19 protein-coding genes are annotated in these 17,833 nt (G+C 48.2%); 16 read left to right on the top strand and 3 right to left on the bottom strand.

Annotation, left to right across the window (positions count from 1 at the left end; translation table 11 throughout):
* Window positions 1-44: 44 nt before the first annotated feature.
* The 6 genes from FS628_RS03680 (at window position 45) to coaD (ending at window position 5,924) form a co-directional block, all read left to right on the top strand.
* The gene (locus FS628_RS03680; RefSeq protein ID WP_145319035.1) at window positions 45-3,092 is read left to right on the top strand and encodes a glycoside hydrolase family 2 TIM barrel-domain containing protein; all 3,048 of its coding nucleotides are present in this window, start codon (window positions 45-47) and stop codon (window positions 3,090-3,092) included.
* A 153-nt stretch (window positions 3,093-3,245) separates the two neighbouring features.
* Complete coding sequence (locus FS628_RS03675; RefSeq protein WP_145319032.1) at window positions 3,246-3,551, top strand: hypothetical protein; 306 nt, start codon at window positions 3,246-3,248, stop codon at window positions 3,549-3,551.
* Window positions 3,552-3,659: 108 nt separating this feature from the next.
* The gene (locus FS628_RS03670; protein ID WP_145319029.1) at window positions 3,660-3,941 is read left to right on the top strand and encodes a hypothetical protein; all 282 of its coding nucleotides are present in this window, start codon (window positions 3,660-3,662) and stop codon (window positions 3,939-3,941) included.
* A gap of 130 nt (window positions 3,942-4,071) precedes the next feature.
* The gene (locus FS628_RS03665) at window positions 4,072-4,506 is read left to right on the top strand and encodes a hypothetical protein (protein ID WP_145319026.1); all 435 of its coding nucleotides are present in this window, start codon (window positions 4,072-4,074) and stop codon (window positions 4,504-4,506) included.
* 301 nt (window positions 4,507-4,807) lie between these two features.
* Window positions 4,808-5,416, top strand: a complete 609-nt coding sequence (gene rsmD / locus FS628_RS03655; RefSeq protein ID WP_036609474.1) for a 16S rRNA (guanine(966)-N(2))-methyltransferase RsmD — start codon at window positions 4,808-4,810, stop codon at window positions 5,414-5,416.
* A 1-nt stretch (window position 5,417) separates the two neighbouring features.
* A complete protein-coding gene (gene coaD / locus FS628_RS03650; protein WP_085981453.1) occupies window positions 5,418-5,924 on the top strand; it encodes a pantetheine-phosphate adenylyltransferase in 507 nt (168 codons plus the stop codon).
* Here the strand turns inward: coaD and FS628_RS03645 are convergent.
* On the bottom strand, window positions 5,902-7,236 hold the full coding sequence (locus FS628_RS03645) for a nucleoside recognition domain-containing protein (RefSeq protein WP_145319023.1): 1,335 nt from the start codon (window positions 7,234-7,236) through the stop codon (window positions 5,902-5,904). The genes coaD and FS628_RS03645 overlap by 23 nt on opposite strands.
* A gap of 46 nt (window positions 7,237-7,282) precedes the next feature.
* Between FS628_RS03645 and FS628_RS31880 the strand changes: the two genes are divergently transcribed.
* Entirely contained in the window at window positions 7,283-7,426 is a 144-nt protein-coding gene (locus tag FS628_RS31880) for a hypothetical protein (RefSeq protein WP_222125174.1), read from the top strand.
* Window positions 7,427-7,558: 132 nt separating this feature from the next.
* Window positions 7,559-8,599: a SepM family pheromone-processing serine protease gene (locus FS628_RS03640; protein WP_145319020.1), complete on the top strand. Its 1,041-nt coding sequence runs from the start codon at window positions 7,559-7,561 to the stop codon at window positions 8,597-8,599.
* Window positions 8,600-8,792: 193 nt separating this feature from the next.
* Here FS628_RS03640 and FS628_RS03635 read toward each other — a convergent pair whose 3' ends face one another.
* Entirely contained in the window at window positions 8,793-10,025 is a 1,233-nt protein-coding gene (locus tag FS628_RS03635; protein WP_145319017.1) for a nucleotidyltransferase, read from the bottom strand.
* A 261-nt stretch (window positions 10,026-10,286) separates the two neighbouring features.
* Window positions 10,287-11,522: an NO-inducible flavohemoprotein gene (gene hmpA / locus FS628_RS03630; RefSeq protein ID WP_145319014.1), complete on the bottom strand. Its 1,236-nt coding sequence runs from the start codon at window positions 11,520-11,522 to the stop codon at window positions 10,287-10,289.
* A 433-nt stretch (window positions 11,523-11,955) separates the two neighbouring features.
* On the opposite strand from hmpA, the gene FS628_RS03625 reads away from it, so the two are divergent.
* From FS628_RS03625 to acpP, 8 genes are all read left to right on the top strand, one after another.
* A complete protein-coding gene (locus FS628_RS03625) occupies window positions 11,956-12,492 on the top strand; it encodes a YceD family protein (RefSeq protein ID WP_313958512.1) in 537 nt (178 codons plus the stop codon).
* A 68-nt stretch (window positions 12,493-12,560) separates the two neighbouring features.
* Window positions 12,561-12,734, top strand: a complete 174-nt coding sequence (gene rpmF / locus FS628_RS03620) for a 50S ribosomal protein L32 (protein ID WP_017689233.1) — start codon at window positions 12,561-12,563, stop codon at window positions 12,732-12,734.
* Between the two features lie 372 nt (window positions 12,735-13,106).
* Entirely contained in the window at window positions 13,107-13,655 is a 549-nt protein-coding gene (fapR, locus tag FS628_RS03615) for a transcription factor FapR (protein WP_062833760.1), read from the top strand.
* Entirely contained in the window at window positions 13,652-14,647 is a 996-nt protein-coding gene (gene plsX, locus FS628_RS03610) for a phosphate acyltransferase PlsX (RefSeq protein ID WP_145319007.1), read from the top strand. Before fapR ends, plsX begins: the two co-directional genes overlap by 4 nt.
* Before the next feature lie 8 nt (window positions 14,648-14,655).
* Window positions 14,656-15,645, top strand: coding sequence for a beta-ketoacyl-ACP synthase III (locus FS628_RS03605; protein ID WP_145319004.1), 990 nt, complete (start codon window positions 14,656-14,658; stop codon window positions 15,643-15,645).
* Window positions 15,646-15,670: 25 nt separating this feature from the next.
* Entirely contained in the window at window positions 15,671-16,603 is a 933-nt protein-coding gene (gene fabD / locus FS628_RS03600; protein ID WP_145319001.1) for an ACP S-malonyltransferase, read from the top strand.
* Between the two features lie 37 nt (window positions 16,604-16,640).
* Window positions 16,641-17,390, top strand: a complete 750-nt coding sequence (gene fabG / locus FS628_RS03595) for a 3-oxoacyl-[acyl-carrier-protein] reductase (RefSeq protein WP_017689228.1) — start codon at window positions 16,641-16,643, stop codon at window positions 17,388-17,390.
* A gap of 152 nt (window positions 17,391-17,542) precedes the next feature.
* Window positions 17,543-17,776, top strand: coding sequence for an acyl carrier protein (gene acpP / locus FS628_RS03590; RefSeq protein ID WP_024630176.1), 234 nt, complete (start codon window positions 17,543-17,545; stop codon window positions 17,774-17,776).
* The last annotated feature ends 57 nt before the right edge of the window (window positions 17,777-17,833 follow it).

The following is a 17,833-nucleotide window of genomic DNA, read 5'->3' as shown; positions in this document are numbered from 1 at the left end:
CTTGAATAAGTCAAACTATAACGTTTTAAAGGGAGAGAGAGCCGATGAAAGCAACAAAGGCAGATATCAACTGGTTGGGGGACGTAAGTGTATTTGAGGTGAACCGTCTTCATGCCTATTCCGATCACCGTTATTACCAAACGATGGATGAGGCTGTAAATTCAGGTCCGATGTCGATGCGTTATGATCTGAATGGTACGTGGAAATTCAACTATGCAATTCGTCCGGACAGCCGTTCTGAATTTTTCTATACATCCGATTTCTCCAGTGAAGGCTGGGATGATATTGAAGTTCCGGGACACATCCAGCTTCAGGGATACGGACAGATTCAATATGTAAATACACAATACCCTTGGGATGGTCTGAACGAAATTCGTCCGCCGGCATTGCCACAGGACAAAAATCCCGTTGGAAGTTACATTCGCACATTCCACCTGCCGACAGGTTGGGAGTCGAATCCGGTATATATTTCTTTCCAAGGTGTAGAGTCTGCATTCTATGTATGGCTTAACGGTCAATTCGTAGGATACGGGGAAGACAGCTTCACCCCATCTGATTTTGACCTGACGCCATTCCTTCAGGATGGAGAGAACAAACTCGCAGTTGAGGTGTATCAACGCAGCACAGGCAGCTGGCTGGAAGACCAGGATTTCTGGCGTTTCTCCGGCATTTTCAGAGATGTATATCTGTATACCGTCCCAACTGCACACGTACGTGATGTTCATGTTCGCACAGATCTAGACAAGTCCTATACCAACGGTACATTGCAACTGGATTTGAAGCTGGAAGGAAAAGCTGTTGCTGGAGCGCGAGTAGAGGCTGAACTTCGTGATCGTGAAGGTAATACCGTTAAAACGTTTGAATCCAAAGTTAACGATGGACAAGTAAGTCTTCGTGAAGATATCGGCACAGTAAACCTGTGGAGCGCAGAGATTCCATACTTGTACCGTCTCTATATTCGTGTATATGATGCTGCGGGTACACTGGTTGAGGTTGTTCCTCAAGCCGTTGGTTTCCGTACATTCGAAATGATCGACAAAGTAATGCACATCAACGGTAAACGGATCGTATTCAAAGGTGTGAATCGTCATGAGTTCAACCCGCGTCGTGGACGCGCGGTTACGAAGGAAGATATGCTGTGGGATGTTCGTACGATCAAACAAAACAACATGAATGCCGTACGTACGTCACACTATCCAAACCAAAGTCTCTGGTATGAGCTGTGTGATGAATATGGATTGTATGTTATTGACGAGATGAACCTGGAGACACACGGATCTTGGCAGAAACTTGGTGCTGTTGAGCCTTCATGGGTTATTCCAGGTGACAAACCGGAATGGCATGATATCGTTATGGACCGCGCCGTATCCATGGTGGAGCGTGACAAAAACCATCCGTCGATTCTGATCTGGTCTTGTGGTAATGAATCACATGGTGGTGAAGTCATCTACAAAGTATCCCAATACTTCAAATCAGCTGATCCAACACGTCTGGTACATTACGAAGGTGTATTCCATGATCGCCGTTTCGATGAAACAAGTGATATGGAGACTCGCATGTATGCCAAACCGGCGGACATTGAGGAATTCCTGAATGCAAATCCGACTAAGCCGTATATCAGCTGTGAGTACATGCATGCCATGGGTAACTCCATTGGCGGTATGCACAAATATACGGAGTTGGAAGACAAATATCCGATGTATCAAGGTGGATTCATCTGGGATTACATCGACCAATCTATTTACAAAAAAGATCGTTACGGTAAAGAGTTCCTCGCTTATGGCGGAGATTTTGGTGATCGTCCATCAGACTATTCCTTCTGTGGTAACGGGATCGTTCATGCTGATCGTAAAGTAACTGCGAAAATGCAGGAGGTCAAATTCCTGTACCAGAACATCAAGCTGTTCCCGGATCGTGAAGGCGTTAAGATCGTGAACGGTAACCTGTTTGCAGATACATCTGCGTTGGAACTGGTTTACAGCTTGGATCGTGAGGGACATGAAGTTCTACGTGGAACATTGGAAGTCAACGTAGATGCACAAAGCGAGACAGTGGTGAAGCTTCCGATCAATGCAGCCTCTTTGGTTGGCGGCGAGTATGCTGTGAACACTGCATTTGTGTTAAAAGAAGCTACACTGTGGGCTGACAAAGGCGAAGAAGTGGCGTTTGGACAGTTTATTTTCACACAGGATCAGGTGAATGATACAGTTGAAGTGGACCTGAACCTTGTAAGTGATGTACAGGTTATTGAAGGTGACGTTAACATCGGTGTACGTGCCGGCAAGACGCATGCGCTGTTCTCCAAACAGTTCGGGACACTGGTTTCCCTTAAATTGTCTGGTCGTGAGACCATTGCCGTACCACCTGCACCGCTCTTCTGGCGTGCAATGACGGATAACGACAAGGGTATGGCGATGGGCTTCGAACTGGGTGCCTGGTATGCAGCGAGCCTGATGCCACGTACTGTGGAGTGGAAAGCAGAACAGAAACCGGACCAATACCGGATCGAGTTCACCTACAAACTCAACATTTCGGAAGATGTACAAGTGAAAGTCGTATATACCGTTCATGCAGATGGAAGTGTTCATGTGCATAACACGTACAAAGGAACAGCTGGATTGCCTAACTTGCCAATTCATGCACTTTCCTTCAGAACATCACCTGACTTCGAAAACGTGGAATGGCTGGCGATGGGTCCTGAAGAAAACTATGCAGACCGTGCATTTGGCGCACGTCTCGGTATCCACGGCAGCAAAGTTGCGGATACGATGGCTCCATATCTGGTACCACAGGAATCGGGCAACCGTACAGGCGTACGTTGGGCCAAATTGACAGACAACGCGGGACGTGGCTTCAAAATTGAAGCATCCGGAACCCCAGTTGAGCTGAATGTCTCACCATATACAGCATTTGAACTGGAGAACGCACAGCATGCGTACGAATTGCCTCCTGTGCACTATACGGTCGTCACTGTAGCGGGTAAACAAATGGGTGTCGGCGGTGATGACAGCTGGGGTGCTCCAGTTCATCCGGAATACCTGATCCCTTCAGACGGCGAACTGACATTCGAATTCGTCATTCGTGGACTGTAATTAAAAGCATATTTGGATTAAAGAACAGAGGTCTTCGCTTGTTGGAGGCCTCTGTTTGGTTATGTCAATGAACAGCTTGGTACGCACTGTATGAAACCGTTCTCGCTCTGCTCTCGTAATGTACGAGATAGGAATCATAAGAGGGGGTTCAAGATGAGTAAAAAAGCAAAGACAGGTATATGGGTGACGGTGTTGGTCTTCTTGGGTATCATTGTTGGATGTTTCATATGGTATTTCAATACGGCTTCGGGTGAACGTGCACTCAAAACGATGAGGTCCAATAACTCGGGCGGTCTGGAGCGGGTCGTTAAAGTGTATAGTGATTCGGGTGAATTGATTCAGACCTACGATGGAAAAATTGACGTGGAAGATACGGAATACGGGAATAAAGTATTATTCGATCTCAATGGGAAACGTGTTGTGATCTATAATGCAACGATTGTTGTCGAGGAGAAGTAAAGCATAAATGCCAGTTCTGAAATGAGCCTGAGTTCGGAATTTGGAATGACACCCTATTGCTTATATGGTAAAATTAAGGAAATGTTATAAGGGCCGGGTGAGATTTTTATGTTGGATATGTACCTCATAATTACTGTTGCAATCTTGGGAATGATTCTGTTCTATAGCTTGATCGCCTATTTTTTAATTCGTTTCATTGCGAGAAAAGCATTCAAGCTTACGTTAACCAAATATGAAGTGACTGAGATTATAACCTGGCTCGCCGTGCTGTTTATTGCCTTTATGATGATTAAGACAGGTTCAATGAATCTTCTCTTGCCGGTTGTTTTACTTCTCATTCCATTGGTCAATTTGCGACTTTCCAATCGGAAACATCGAGAGCTGAATTAGTATGGTCTTGCTAAGTTAAGGTAATGCACAAGAAAGATGAACGTAGGAAAGGTTGACGAAGTTTACATCACTAGTCAACCTTTTTTAGTTTGATTACAAATGTTGATAATGAACGAGGAGGAGTTTAATAATGATCCTGGGCAAATCGACAGATACTTCAGGATTAACGCAGGTTGCCAATCTTGCGGATGAGTTGCAGCCTGTTTTTGATAAAGTAGAAAACAAATATGGAGTAGTTGATATTGAATTGTTCTTCGTTTTCAGGGGCCTTCCTGAAGGATACGAGAGGAAATCGACGGTCAGGCATGTGAAGAAGGAGAATATCATCTATTTTGATCTGGTGGTCAGCGAGGACCGGTATAAGACATTAAGCAAAAGCAAACAACGGTATGCGTTAAGTCATGAGTTTTATGCTTTTTTGAGTGAAAAGATCCAGAAATACAAGATTGATCATCTAAACGTGAATGAATTTATCGCAGATATGGGCATGTGGCTGAGGGAGATCGGATGGTTGCAGACCGAAGAGCAAGCCGAAATAAGTGAATTTGAAGAAAAGTATAACTAACCAAATAAATGAAAACTTAGACAACAAAAAGAAGCCCTCTTTCGAGAGCTTCTTTTTCATGGGAGAGGAGAAACCGGACGAAGAGCTTATGGGGAAACGTAAGTCTTCTCCGCGGTTGTCTACGACACTTGTGATGTCGATAATTATAGAATCGCCCGATTGTTTCCTTTTTATACATATGCGCCAACAATTCGTCAACAATTTTCCAAGGCAAATGAAGACCGAGCATTTTTCAAACTGAACCCGAGTGTGGTACGATAGCCGTATCAATAAACTTACATAGAGAAAAGGTGACTCGTCAGTGAGAGTGGTATCTGGGAGTGCGAAAGGCAGACCGCTGAAGGCTGTTCCTGGCACGGGTACGCGGCCGACCACCGACAAGGTGAAGGAAGCGTTATTTAGCATGGTTGGTCCTTATTTTGAGGGCGGTACAGCATTGGATCTGTTTGCAGGCAGTGGGGGTCTCGGTATTGAGGCGCTGAGCCGCGGCATGGACAAGGCTGTTTTTGTTGATTTGGAATCGAAAAGTATTGAAGTCATCCGCATGAATCTGAAGGCGACCAAGCTGGAAGACCAGGCGGCTGTATACCGTAATGATGCAGGTCGTGCATTGAAGGCACTCGCCAAGCGAGGCACAACGTTCGATCTGGTATTTCTCGACCCGCCATATCGCATGAAGAACGGGCACGAGCTGATGCTGACCATGCACGAACTGGAACTTCTGGAACCTGAAGCTACCATTGTGCTTGAATATGAATCCAAACACGATTACCCTGAGCAATTCGGCCCGTTTGAACAAACGCGCAAGGCTTTGTATGGGGAGACGGCAGTATCCATCTATTATTATGCGCCTGAAGCAGTTGAAGATGGAGAATCCATTACACCGGAAGAGGAGGCTCCTCATGACTGAAATGATACATCGACAGGAACGGATCGCCGTATATCCTGGAAGTTTTGATCCCGTGACGATGGGGCATCTGGATATTATCGCCAGGGCGTCGAAGCAATTTGATCGCGTCATTGTGGCTGTGTTAAACAATATGAGCAAAAATCCGCTGTTTACGGTGGAGGAACGCAAGGAATTGATCACAGAAGTAACCCGTCATCTACCGAATGTCGAGGTGGACAGTTTCCGCGATCTGACGGCCAATTACGTCCGGCAAAAGGAAGCTCAGGTCATCGTCCGCGGTATACGCTCGGTAACTGATTTTGAATATGAGTTGCAGTTGGCATCGACCAACAGCAAGTTGAACCCGGATGCGGAAACGATATTTATGATGACGAACCCGAAATATTCGTATCTAAGTTCCAGCATCGTGAAAGAAATCGCTCATTATCATGGAGATGTAACAGATCTTGTATCACCTGAAGTGGAAGCTGCACTACGTCAGAAAATCAGCGAGAAAACCGGCGGTTAAACCAGAAGGTAAGACCCGATAGACTAATCATGACTGCAAGAAGTAACACTAGACCCATGCATGCAGCAGGAAAAGCGCTCCATATGGTGTTCATTGTATATGTGTTGTCTGGATGATGTATGAGCAGCCAACTGAATGGTGTTGACAGGTCCTGGTCTGCATTCGTCTGTAATGTGGTCCAGGCTTGTGTGCTGTATTGGCTGAACGGCATCCAGAGGAACAGACTGATCAAAAAGGCGATGATCCCATGAGTCAGACGAACTCCGGCAAAGTACAACATGGATTTGCTGTCGGGTCCAGTTGTTTTCAGGACAGCAGAGACTTGCAGATGGGAGCATAGACCGCCCCATCCCAGAACAGCTGCAAGCAGGGGCATCAGCAGGGCAGGTGTAAGTGAAGTTTGGCTCAAATGGTAGGTACCCAAATGTAGCTCGAAAAAGGCCGGCCACAGCGCAGCAGAAGACCCGGGAGTCAGATAAAGGGAGAGTAGTCGGATAAATACGGCGAAACCGATCATGTACCCTCCGGTCATCATCAGAGTCTGCACAGCCTGGGATACGGTGTCACCCAGAAGTTTGCCAAATCCTCTTCCATCACGACGATGAGCCTCCCTGGCTGCAAGTGTCATCTCAGACCATATATTGCGTCGTTTCAACGTAGTGTGGTGAGGGATGGATGAGTGACTTGTGGAACTTGCAGGAATTACAGGCTGAGAATCAATAGAGCTGGTCTCTGCCTGGACGGCGGAGCCATCTGGACCTTTACGCTTTCCCGGTGCAGGCAGGAGACGCACTGCAAGAATGGCAGCAATCCAGCCGCTGATCCAGTGAACGACTAAGAGGAAATATCCGGCAGCAGGCTGGTGAAGAAAAGCAGCACCCACGACCAGGATGATCATCATCGGATTGGCAAAATGAGCTGCTGCTGCAAGGACAACCGCCTGCTTGGCGGTAATTTGTCTATCCTGAAATAAACGGGATACCGCATCCGCTCCTGCGGGAAATCCGCCGGACATGCCAACAGCAATAGCCAGCCCTGCGTTGCCTGGAAGTCTGAACCATCGTTGCATCAACGGTCCGAGTAAGGCGCCAATCGCGTGAGTGAAGCCAAACGCAGTGAGCATTTGGGATAACATGAGGAATGGGAGCATGGCAGGAAAGATGATTTTCCACCATATATCCAGACCTTGAATTGAGGCATCAAACGCTTCTTTGGGGGAAGCGACTACTGCAATGACCAGTGCTAAAGCGCCAGTACTTAGAAGTATCGTTCGTAACGGGCCAGAGTCTCTAACCTCGCTCTGTATTGTCATCGTTTCACCTCATATCAAATAACGCCGATTCGGCATCTGAATCATTATGGACGGCCGAATGACGCCCGAAGGCGGTTCGGCCTTGACCGGACAGGCTATGGTATACAGCGGCCTATCCGGCCTGTACCATTGTATGCACGGTGACCAGAGTGTTAGACTTGGAAATAAACGATTCAATCAGATGAGCTGAGTATTTGCATTACAAAGAGCGTGAAACCTAACCGAAGAATGGAATTATTCAAAAGGTGGTATTGTGATCGCTGGAATAATGTAGAATTCAGGCTCATCTTGTATAGAGATACAAAGAACGGAGGCTCATGCGATGAATCGGATTCGGAAATCTGGCGGATTCAGAGCTTCGATCTTTGTGATCGTGGTGGCTCTGGTCGTCTATGTTGCTGTGTACATGCCAACACCGTATATCATATATATGCCTGGCAGTGCAGACGAAGTAAAACCCATGGTAACTGTTAAAGGCGGAGACCAGGAAGAACGCGGTGTGTTCATGATGACGACCGTATCGGCAACCTATGCCAATGTGTTTTTGCTAGGAACCTCTCTGTTCAATCGGAATGCTCAAGTGGATAAAAAGGAAGACCGGCTGCGCGGCAAAAGCGAAGCGGAATATTCCGCCGAACAAGTATGGTTCATGAGTGACTCGCAATCCTCCGCAATGGAGGCTGCTTATGAGCAGGCTGGTGTGGCGTACTCCATTGTACCTGAACATATCTTTGTATTTGGACTGTCCGAAGATCCGAAACCGGAAGGAGATATTGCACCGGGAGATATTATTCTGGGAGTGAACGGTACTGCTACGCCGGATAATACGGTGCTTTCTGCCCAGTTAAAAGATAAAAAGGTCGGAGATACGGTCGAAATGCAACTGGAACGTGGTGGAGAGACCATTAGCCGGGACGTGAAACTGATTCAGGTAAAAGACAGTAAAACGGGTGAAACCCGCCCGGGACTCGGCGTAATGATTGGTGCGGTTCAGAAGGTGAAAGCTGAAGATCCGGACAAACAGATCTCTTTCACCGATACCCAGGTTGGTGGTCCGTCTGCCGGCTTGATGTTTACGTTGGAGATCTACAACCAGTTAACACCTGGAGATCTGACCAAGGGTCATCGAATTGCGGGTACAGGCACCATTACCAAGGACGGTGTGGTGGGTGCAATTGGTGGTGTAGTGCATAAGATTGTAGCCGCTGACCGAAAAGAAGCGGAGATCTTCTTCGTGCCGAAGGATAATTATAAGGAAGCGGCAGCCAAGGCTGAACAGATTGGCACTAAAATGAAACTTGTGCCTCTGAGCACGGTGGATGATGCGCTGGCTTACCTGAAAACCTTGTCCGTGAAGGAATGAAGAGTATCAAAAGATAGAGAAATAAGGATGTTAATAAGAGAATCCCCTTGTTGCGATATGCCTGAGCGGCACGCAGCAAGGGGATTTTTCATGTATATTTGCGTATGGTATTTCGGCTATCAACGATCCGGTTGATCTTAGAGGTGAGAGGGGAAACCTAAGTGCAAAATGAAGCCCTATGGTCAAAATTGGTTTACAGCCTTACAGGTGACTCATAGTAATCACTGAACATCCTGCGTGTATCACTATGCTCGCAAGCGAGTCCATACGCTACCTGAGCTTGTATATCCAGTTCCAGTTGATTGTGTGTGAACGTCGACGGTTTCAGCACAACAGGCAGTGAGGCTGTCTTCTTCATCTGTTTAAGCAGGCTCTGCCCTTGAGTATTAAATCCGAGGACTCGGAGATATCCGGGGCCAGCAGCCAATTGCTCTGGTGAACACTCGGCTTTGGTGTGATTCAAGAGCAGGTGTGCGAGCATACGCTGGAGCTTCGTGCGTGTGTAACGTTTGGTCTTCAGTGCATTCAGGAGTGCCTCGACTGAAGGCTCGGGGAGCTGAGCGAATGTACGGCTCAGCCGATGCTCCAGGCCTTCCGTGACTTCGGCGATGCGTTCCAGCTCGGAGGCACGGCGGGTGGCCGCAAGGTGCAACAGCGGCTGCGCAAAGCGCTCCCAGTGTATGGGAGCGCGCCCTTCCTGCCATTCGCGATGCAGAATGGCAAGTGTTGCCGCCGGCACGTATGGCGCGGCGGCGTCGGGTCCGTCCGCCATCAGCAGGCGGCGCACGGCTGTTGCACTGGCGATCGCCCCCGGCCCGGGCGTCGCCTCATGATACGCGGCACCGGTACGCGCCGCCGTAAAGGGCTGGATCGCGCTGCCGAGTCGTTGCAGCGCGATCAGGTAGTGCAGCCCAAGCGAATTGTTGGGCTGCTCCAGCAGTGCAGCGGCGTCGTGAGCATCGACGCCGCCAGGCGCCAGCGCTGCCGCCGCGCCTGCGTACGCGGCGGGGTAGCTGGCGCCTTCCCGCAGGCGGCGCGCGATGTCCTCGCGCATCCCTGCGGGCTCCACAGCCAGCACGCGCGCAATGCGCTGCAGGCTGTCCAGGTCGCCGGACTCGCTGCCGAAGCAGAGCGAGTCCACAACGCCGGTGCGGTGCAGCAGCGATACCGCACCGAAGGCGAACCACTCGGCCGGTTGGACCGCGTAGGCCACCGGCAGTTCAAGCACCAGATCGGCGCCTGCGTGCAGCGCCATCTCGGTGCGTGCCCTTTTACCGACGATGGCGGGTTCGCCACGCTGGAGAAAAGGGCCGCTCATGACCGCAACAACGGCGTCTGCCCCGCTTAGCCGCCGAGCTTCCTGCAAATGATAGACATGCCCGTTGTGCAAGGGGTTATATTCAACAATGACGCCTACGGCTTTCATGATTAGACGTACTCCTCTCAAATGAGATGAATGGGTATGTATGCATGATGTTACAGATATATTTTTTCAATGCCAGTTGGGTTGGTAAGTTTACGTCAATATTGTATAACGCACACTCAAAATGCTAAAAACGCTTTTCATTCCATCATAGGCGATGACCTCTATTAGATCAACTCACGGAGTACTGTCAGACCAATGAAAAAAGGCACAAATCCAACATCAGCAGATGTCAGACCGTGCCTTCAAGCATATTCAGAACCCTTAGACACTCTCCGGCGCGGGAGAAAGACTAGCTTTGGGTCCGAAAAATTCATAATGAATGTTGTCCGCTGCAACACCAAGTGCCAGAAGCTCCGTATAAATCGCCCGCATAAACGAAACTGGTCCACACAGATAATAAGTGGAATCCAGTTCATCAATGACTTGGCGAAGCCAAGCCGCATCCATGTAACCTTCCTTATGAAAATGACTGTTCGTACGATCAGAATCCTCAGGTTGTGTATAGCAATAATAAGCTTGAACGCCCTGATTACCTTCGACCAGGCTGTTCACATGATCACGGAAAGCGTGAGATTGACCATTCGGACTTGCATGCAAAAATGTAATTGCACGGTTTTCGTTCAAATGAACCAGCGTATTTAACATACTGATCATTGGCGTTAAGCCAACACCGCCACTAAGCAGCACAACAGGACGTTTATCCTCTGCATTTAGCGTGAAGTCGCCAGCAGGAGCGGATAGTTCCACCTGACTGCCTTCTTCAATGTGATCGTGTAGATACGTCGAGATAACTCCGTCAGGGCGCTCTAATACACCTCGCTCACGCTTAACGGAAATGCGATAGTATGGTTTACCCGGGGCATCTGAAAGGCTATACTGACGAATCTGGGTAAATGACTGTGCCTCTGGCTGAATTTTGATGCTGATGTATTGTCCAGGTTCATAGCTGGCAATAGGCTTACCATCGTCTGGAACGAGATAAAAGGACGTGATGACTTCGCTTTCCTGCACTTTCTTGGCAACTTTGAATGTCCGGAATCCTTCCCAGCCACCTGTTTGGTTTTCCGCTTCTGTATACATGTCCTGTTCGATCCCGATAAAGGCGTCTGCAATGACATTGTAGGCTTCGCCCCACGCCGTGATGATCTCATCGGTAGCCGCGTCTCCAAGAACGTCTTTGATAGCTTGTAACAGATAGGTGCCGACAATCGCATATTGCTCGGGAACGATACCCAGGCTGCGATGTTTATGTGCAACTTGCCGGACGGCAGGCAGGATGGAGGACAGATTATCGATATGAAGGGCGGCAGTGTACACCATATTGGCGAGGGCGGCTTGCTGCCGTCCCTGTTTCTGATTTGCATGATTGAAAATATTCAGCAGTTCCGGATGAGCTGTGAACATCGTTTCGTAGAAGTGGCGTGTGATCGCTTCGCCGTGGACTTCAAGTACGGGGATTGTAGATTTAATGACGGTAATTGTGTGTTCGCTTAACATGAATATTCCCTCCCGATATGATAATGAAATAGTTGATAATAAATCGGTCATAGAGCTGATCGTGCTTCGGTTTATAGCAAGTATAGATAGGGGCCAAGAAGGTCTGTGTGACATAGATCACACTAAACGTTAACGAAATGTGACCGGTGTTTGCAAGGAACTACAACTAAAATGACGACTTGTAGTTTATCTTGAAGTGGGTCTATAATAGACCAGATGGAGTAAATGGCTGTGTGGTCAGTGTTTTTAAAAAGGGTGTAAAGTTAAAAGTGTTGACAAACGTCTTGAAAAATCGGTATAATGATTTTTGTTTGTTAAGTCAATTTCATAATACTTTTAACGATGAAGCGTCAGAATACATACAGTCAGGATTTACTGCTTTACAAAAGAAGGCTTGAACTGTATAACTGTCGTGATACGTTTGATACGAATTATGAAATTGGTTTCGTTTGGAGTGATGGAAATGTTAATGCCATTTCGCAAAGTGGCTACCAGTGATGGTCCGCTGAAGTTTAACGAACAGTGGGATATCAAGGAACTGGTTTCTAACCGACAAGATATCACAGCCGTTACCCCGCTGACTGCGGATTTATCTGCAGAATTCAGAGAAGGTGACGTTGTGGATGTTCATGGCAAGCTGACCGTAGGAGTGGACATGTTGTGCTCCCGTTGTCTCAAGCCGATCAATGAACATTTTCATATTGATTTTCATGAGCAATTCAAGCAGGGAAAACAGCCAGAGGACTTACACGAAGACGATGATACGCTCTATGTGGATGGAGATAGCGTTGATCTGAAGGGTTATGCCGAGGAAGCTTTTCTGCTGGATCTTCCGTTTATACCGCTATGCAGCGATACATGCAAAGGGTTATGCCCCAAGTGTGGCCATGAGCTGAACGAAGGTGACTGCGGTTGTGATAACCAGGTTATCGATCCGCGGCTTGCAGGGCTCAAGGATTTTTTTAAATGAGCATGATTGAAAATCGAACATTGTAACAACTACCTGCAAAGGTTGATTTTGATAAGGAGGTGGGAATAATGGCAGTACCTCAACGGAGAACGTCCAAGACGCGTCGCGACAAACGTCGCACTCACTTTAAATTGGCTGTACCGGGCATGGTGAAATGTGAACAATGTGGCGAACTTAAACTTAGTCACCACGTGTGCAAAGTGTGCGGAACGTACAAAGCAAGAGAGATCATCTCTCAATAATAGTTGGACATTAAGTAGCACTTCATTTCGATGAGGTGCTACTTTTTTTGGATTAGAGGGTGGCTATAGAGTGAGTTGGCAGGCATGAAATCCGTGCTTCACATGGGTGGATTGTTTTTGTTAGGCCAGCCTTTCTTTTTGACACGGGATGAGATATACTATAGTTTAGTACCAGGTTCTAAGATTTGACGTTACATATGAATGAACCATGATCTGTTTGAGAACGACCCTGGTGACCAGGGATGCAACTATAGAAGCAACAGGAAAGAATGGTTGAACTGGCCGGATGGGACGGTTCCGTAAACGATACAGCGGGGGGTGTCAGGCATCGAACGTGTACCGAAGAGACAGAGGCAACAGCAGTTAACCAAAATGATAGAAGAAAACCCGTTTGTGACGGATCAGGAACTTACGCGCCAATTGAAGGTGAGTATTCAGACGATTCGTCTGGACAGGCTGGAACTTGGAATACCCGAACTTCGGGAGCGGATGAAACTGATGGCAGAGCGCTCGTATGATCAGGTACGCTCGCTGCCCCTGCATGAGATCATCGGTGATATTGTAGACTTGCAGCTGGACAAGAGCGGGATTTCTCTGTTTGAGATTAAGGAAGAACACGTGTTTTCAAGAACAGGCATTGCACGTGGACACTATGTCTTTGCACAGGCTAACTCTTTGGCTGTAGCGATCATTAATGACGAGATCGCGTTGACTGCATCAGCAGACATTCGTTTTGTCCGTTCGGTTCATTTGGGAGAGAAATGTATTGCGAAGGCTTATGTGAGATCGATTCCGGGTCAAAAGGGCAAAGCCAAAGTGGAAGTATTCACTTATGTAGGTGAGGAAATGGTGTTTCAAGGCAACTTTGTAATCTACCATTCAGGTGGAGAAGACAGCGGAGAAGGAGGTCATTTGGAATGAAAATCGTCATTGATGCCATGGGAGGCGACAATGCACCTGCATCAACGGTAGAAGGTGCGATTGCCGCAGCCACGGAATGGGCGGATACACAGATCATCCTGATCGGCGATGAAGCCAAGCTGGAACCTCTTTTGAGTCAGTCAGGTGTGAGACCTGCCAATCTGACGGTCCGGCATGCTTCCGAAGTTATTGGTTCGGATGATGAGCCGGTACGAGCGGTGCGTCGCAAGAAGGATGCCTCCATGGTGGTAGCAGGCCGCATGCTAAAAGAGGGCGAAGCGGATGCGATGATCTCTGCAGGCAATACTGGAGCGTTGATGACAGCGGGTTTGCTTGTTGTAGGTCGCATGGAAGGTATTGAACGTCCGGCGCTTGCGCCCATGATTCCAACGATTGATGATGTGGGTGTACTTGCGCTTGATCTCGGAGCGAATATGGATGCCAAACCAGAGCATCTTGCACAATATGCCCTAATGGGCAGTTTGTATCGGCAGAAAGTACAGGGCATAGAATCCCCAAGAGTGGGCTTGCTCAATGTAGGAACAGAGCCAGGTAAGGGAAATGAGTTGACCAAACATGCGTATCCTTTACTGGAACAACTCCCAATTCGATTTGTCGGTAATGTAGAGGCTCGTGATGTGCTGACGGGTGCTTGTGATGTGCTTGTATGTGACGGTTTTGCAGGGAATATACTGCTGAAATCGCTGGAAGGCACAGCAGGTGCCATTTTCGCCTTGCTTAAGGAACAATTCTCGTCTTCCCTCAAAAGTAAACTGGCTGCGGCTGTACTGATGCCTGAGCTGCGTGGATTGAAACGGAAGCTGGATTATACGGAGCATGGCGGAGCACCGCTCCTCGGTTTGAGCAGACTGGTTGTGAAAAGTCATGGATCTGCTGATGGCAATGCCATCAAAAATGCTGTACGCCAAGCTCGGATTGCAGTACAGAACCAGCTGGTAGAGAGCATATCTAAGGAAATTAGCGGGAAGTGAGTGACGACATGAATAATTTGCGCCCAGTAGGGATTATTGGTACAGGGAAATATGTGCCTGAGAAAATTTTGACGAATAGTGACCTGGAGAAAATGGTCGACACCAATGACGAGTGGATCGTCAGTCGTACAGGAATCAAAGAGCGTCATATCGCTGCACCCGATCAGGCCACTTCCGATCTAGCATACGAAGCGGCTATTAAAGCCCTTGAATCTGCAGGAATGACAGGCAGTGATCTTGATCTGATTATCGTTGCAACCATTACCCCGGATTCTTCGTTCCCATCGACAGCCTGTATCTTGCAGGACAAACTGGGTGCAAAAGGTGCGGCGGCATTCGATTTGTCGGCTGCATGTTCCGGATTTGTATACGGTTTGGCGAGTGCTACGAGCTTCATCCAGAGCGGGATGTACAACAATGCACTTGTAATTGGTGCGGACTGCTTGTCTCGTATTACGGATTATACAGACCGTAACACATGTGTCCTCTTTGGTGATGGAGCAGGCGCAGTGGTGGTTGGTGAAGTACCGGAAGGTCGCGGATTCAAAGCATTCGATCTCGGCGCCGAAGGTGCTGGCGGTAGTCTTCTTCAGATGGAAGGCGGCGGTTCCCGTTTGCCTGCTACCGCAGAGACCGTTGAAAATAAAAAGCATTACATCTACATGAATGGTCGTGAAGTATTCAAATTTGCGGTGCGTGTTATGGGAACGGCTACGATTGAGGTATTGCGCAAGGCTGGTATGGAGCGCACAGATGTGGATCTGTTTGTTCCTCACCAAGCGAATATTCGGATTATTCAATCTGCGATGCAACGACTTGAACTTCCTGAAGAGAAAGTTGTTGTTAACGTGGACAAGTATGCAAACACATCGGCAGCTTCGATTCCGCTTGCTCTGGTTGAAGCAGCAGAGGAAGGTCGCATGAAAGCCGGAGATACCGTCCTGATGGTTGGATTCGGTGGCGGTCTGACATGGGGTGCATCCGTACTCGTTTGGTAAAATTGACAGCTGGGAGATGAATGAAATGGGTAAGATAGCATTTGTATTTCCCGGACAGGGATCACAGGCTGTAGGCATGGCCAAGGACGCGTATGAGTCCGTGCCTGCGGCAACCGAGATTTTTCGCACAGCAGATGAAGCGCTGGGTTTCTCGCTGAGCAGCCTAATATTTGAAGGACCGGAGACCGAGTTGAAACAGACATCAAATACACAACCGGCTCTGTTGACAGCAAGTATTGCCTTGCTTGAAGCTTTCAAAGAAAAAGGAATTCAGCCTGACTATACGGCTGGACACAGTCTGGGAGAATACAGTGCACTGGTGGCAGCGGGTGTTCTTTCATTTGCTGACGCAGTGAGCACTGTGCGGGCGCGTGGTCAGTATATGGAACAGGCAGTACCGGGTGGACAAGGAGCGATGGCTGCTGTGTTGGGTGCGGATCGGGAAGCGCTGGGGGTGCTTTGCCGTGACGTATCTGAAAGTGGTCATGCGGTTGAACTTGCCAACATTAATTGTCCGGGACAAATCGTCGTTTCCGGTGTGAAGGAAGGCGTAGCTGCTGTCGCGGAACGAGTGAAAGAAGCGGGCGGCAAACGCGCCATTCTACTTGAAGTGAGTGGACCTTTCCACTCTTCATTGATGAAGGGTGCAGCTGAGAAGCTGGAAGAGAAACTGAAAACCGTCACGTTCTCACCGGCAGCGGTCCCTGTAGTCGCTAATGTGACTGCAAGATCTGCAGAGAATGGACAAGTTCAGGATTTGTTGACAGCTCAGGTCTATTCTCCTGTATTATGGGAAGACAGTGTGACATGGCTTATTGAGCAAGGCGTGGATACGTTCATCGAGATTGGATCTGGCAGTGTCTTGACCGGTTTGATTAAAAAAACAGATAAAACCGTAAAACTGTACAATGTGAACAGTCTTGAAACGCTCGAAGCAACGGCAAGTGCGTTGAAGTGATTAGCAGGGATTAGATTTGGGGAAAGGAGGAATGATTATGTCTAAACCATTAGAAGGTAAAAATGCACTCGTTACCGGGGCTTCCCGGGGCATTGGGCGCAGTATTGCACTGGCACTGGCTGAGGCTGGAGCGAACGTAGCTGTGAATTATGCGGGGAGTCAAGCGGCAGCTGAGGAAGTGGCGGAAGCGATTCGTGCCAAAGGAGTCAAGGCAATTACGCTCCAAGCCAATGTTGGCCTGATGGATGAAGCTGAACAAATGGTCAAAGCTACACTCGAAGCATGGGGCAATGTTGATATTCTGGTGAACAATGCCGGGATTACCCGTGACAATCTGATCATGCGTATGAAAGAGGAAGAATTCGATCAGGTTATTGAAACCAATCTCAAAGGTGTGTTTAACTGCCTTAAGGCGGTTACACGTCCAATGATGAAACAACGGTCGGGAAGAATTATCAATATCTCCTCGGTTGTAGGTGTGCTTGGCAATGCTGGACAAGCAAACTATGTTGCTGCCAAGGCAGGAGTGATTGGTCTAACGAAGGCATCCGCTCGTGAACTGGCTTCCCGCGGAATCACAGTCAACTGTGTTGCACCAGGTTTCATCGAGACGGATATGACAAAAGAGTTGTCTCAGGAGCTGGTGGACGGTATGCTGAGTGGTATTCCGTTGTCCCGTTTGGGTCAGCCGGATGAAATTGCCGGTGTAGTCACTTTCCTGGCTTCACAGGCTTCATCTTATATGACAGGGCAGACGCTGCATGTCGATGGTGGCATGTACATGTAATTCTTCCCAGACTTGAACAATAGTCGGGGAACAGGCGCTGGACGATCCGAAATGCCGGAAAAAGGCCGGGTTCCCCGGCCGGGAGCCGCATATGTCTTCTATGGCATTTTGCCTGCGATTCTCGTATAATACCAAAGAAGGAGGTGAACCGGATGTCCGATGTATTGGAGCGTGTAAAACGCATCGTCGTCGACCGCTTGGGCGCAGACGAAGCTGAAGTTACACTTGAAGCATCTTTCAAAGAAGATTTGGGTGCTGATTCTTTGGATGTAGTGGAATTGGTCATGGAATTGGAAGATGAATTTGATTTGGAAATCTCTGATGAAGATGCAGAAAAAATCACGACCGTAGGTGAAGTTGTAAACTACATACAATCTCATACCTAAAGTCATTTTAGTCCCGCACATGTTTTCGAACAGGCGGGACTTCTCATCATTCATTGG

This window comes from Paenibacillus xylanexedens (genome assembly GCF_007676705.1).
Lineage (GTDB): Bacteria > Bacillota > Bacilli > Paenibacillales > Paenibacillaceae > Paenibacillus > Paenibacillus xylanexedens_C.
Note: the sequence above shows the minus strand (reverse complement) of the source record. Positions and strands in the feature narration are given on the sequence as shown.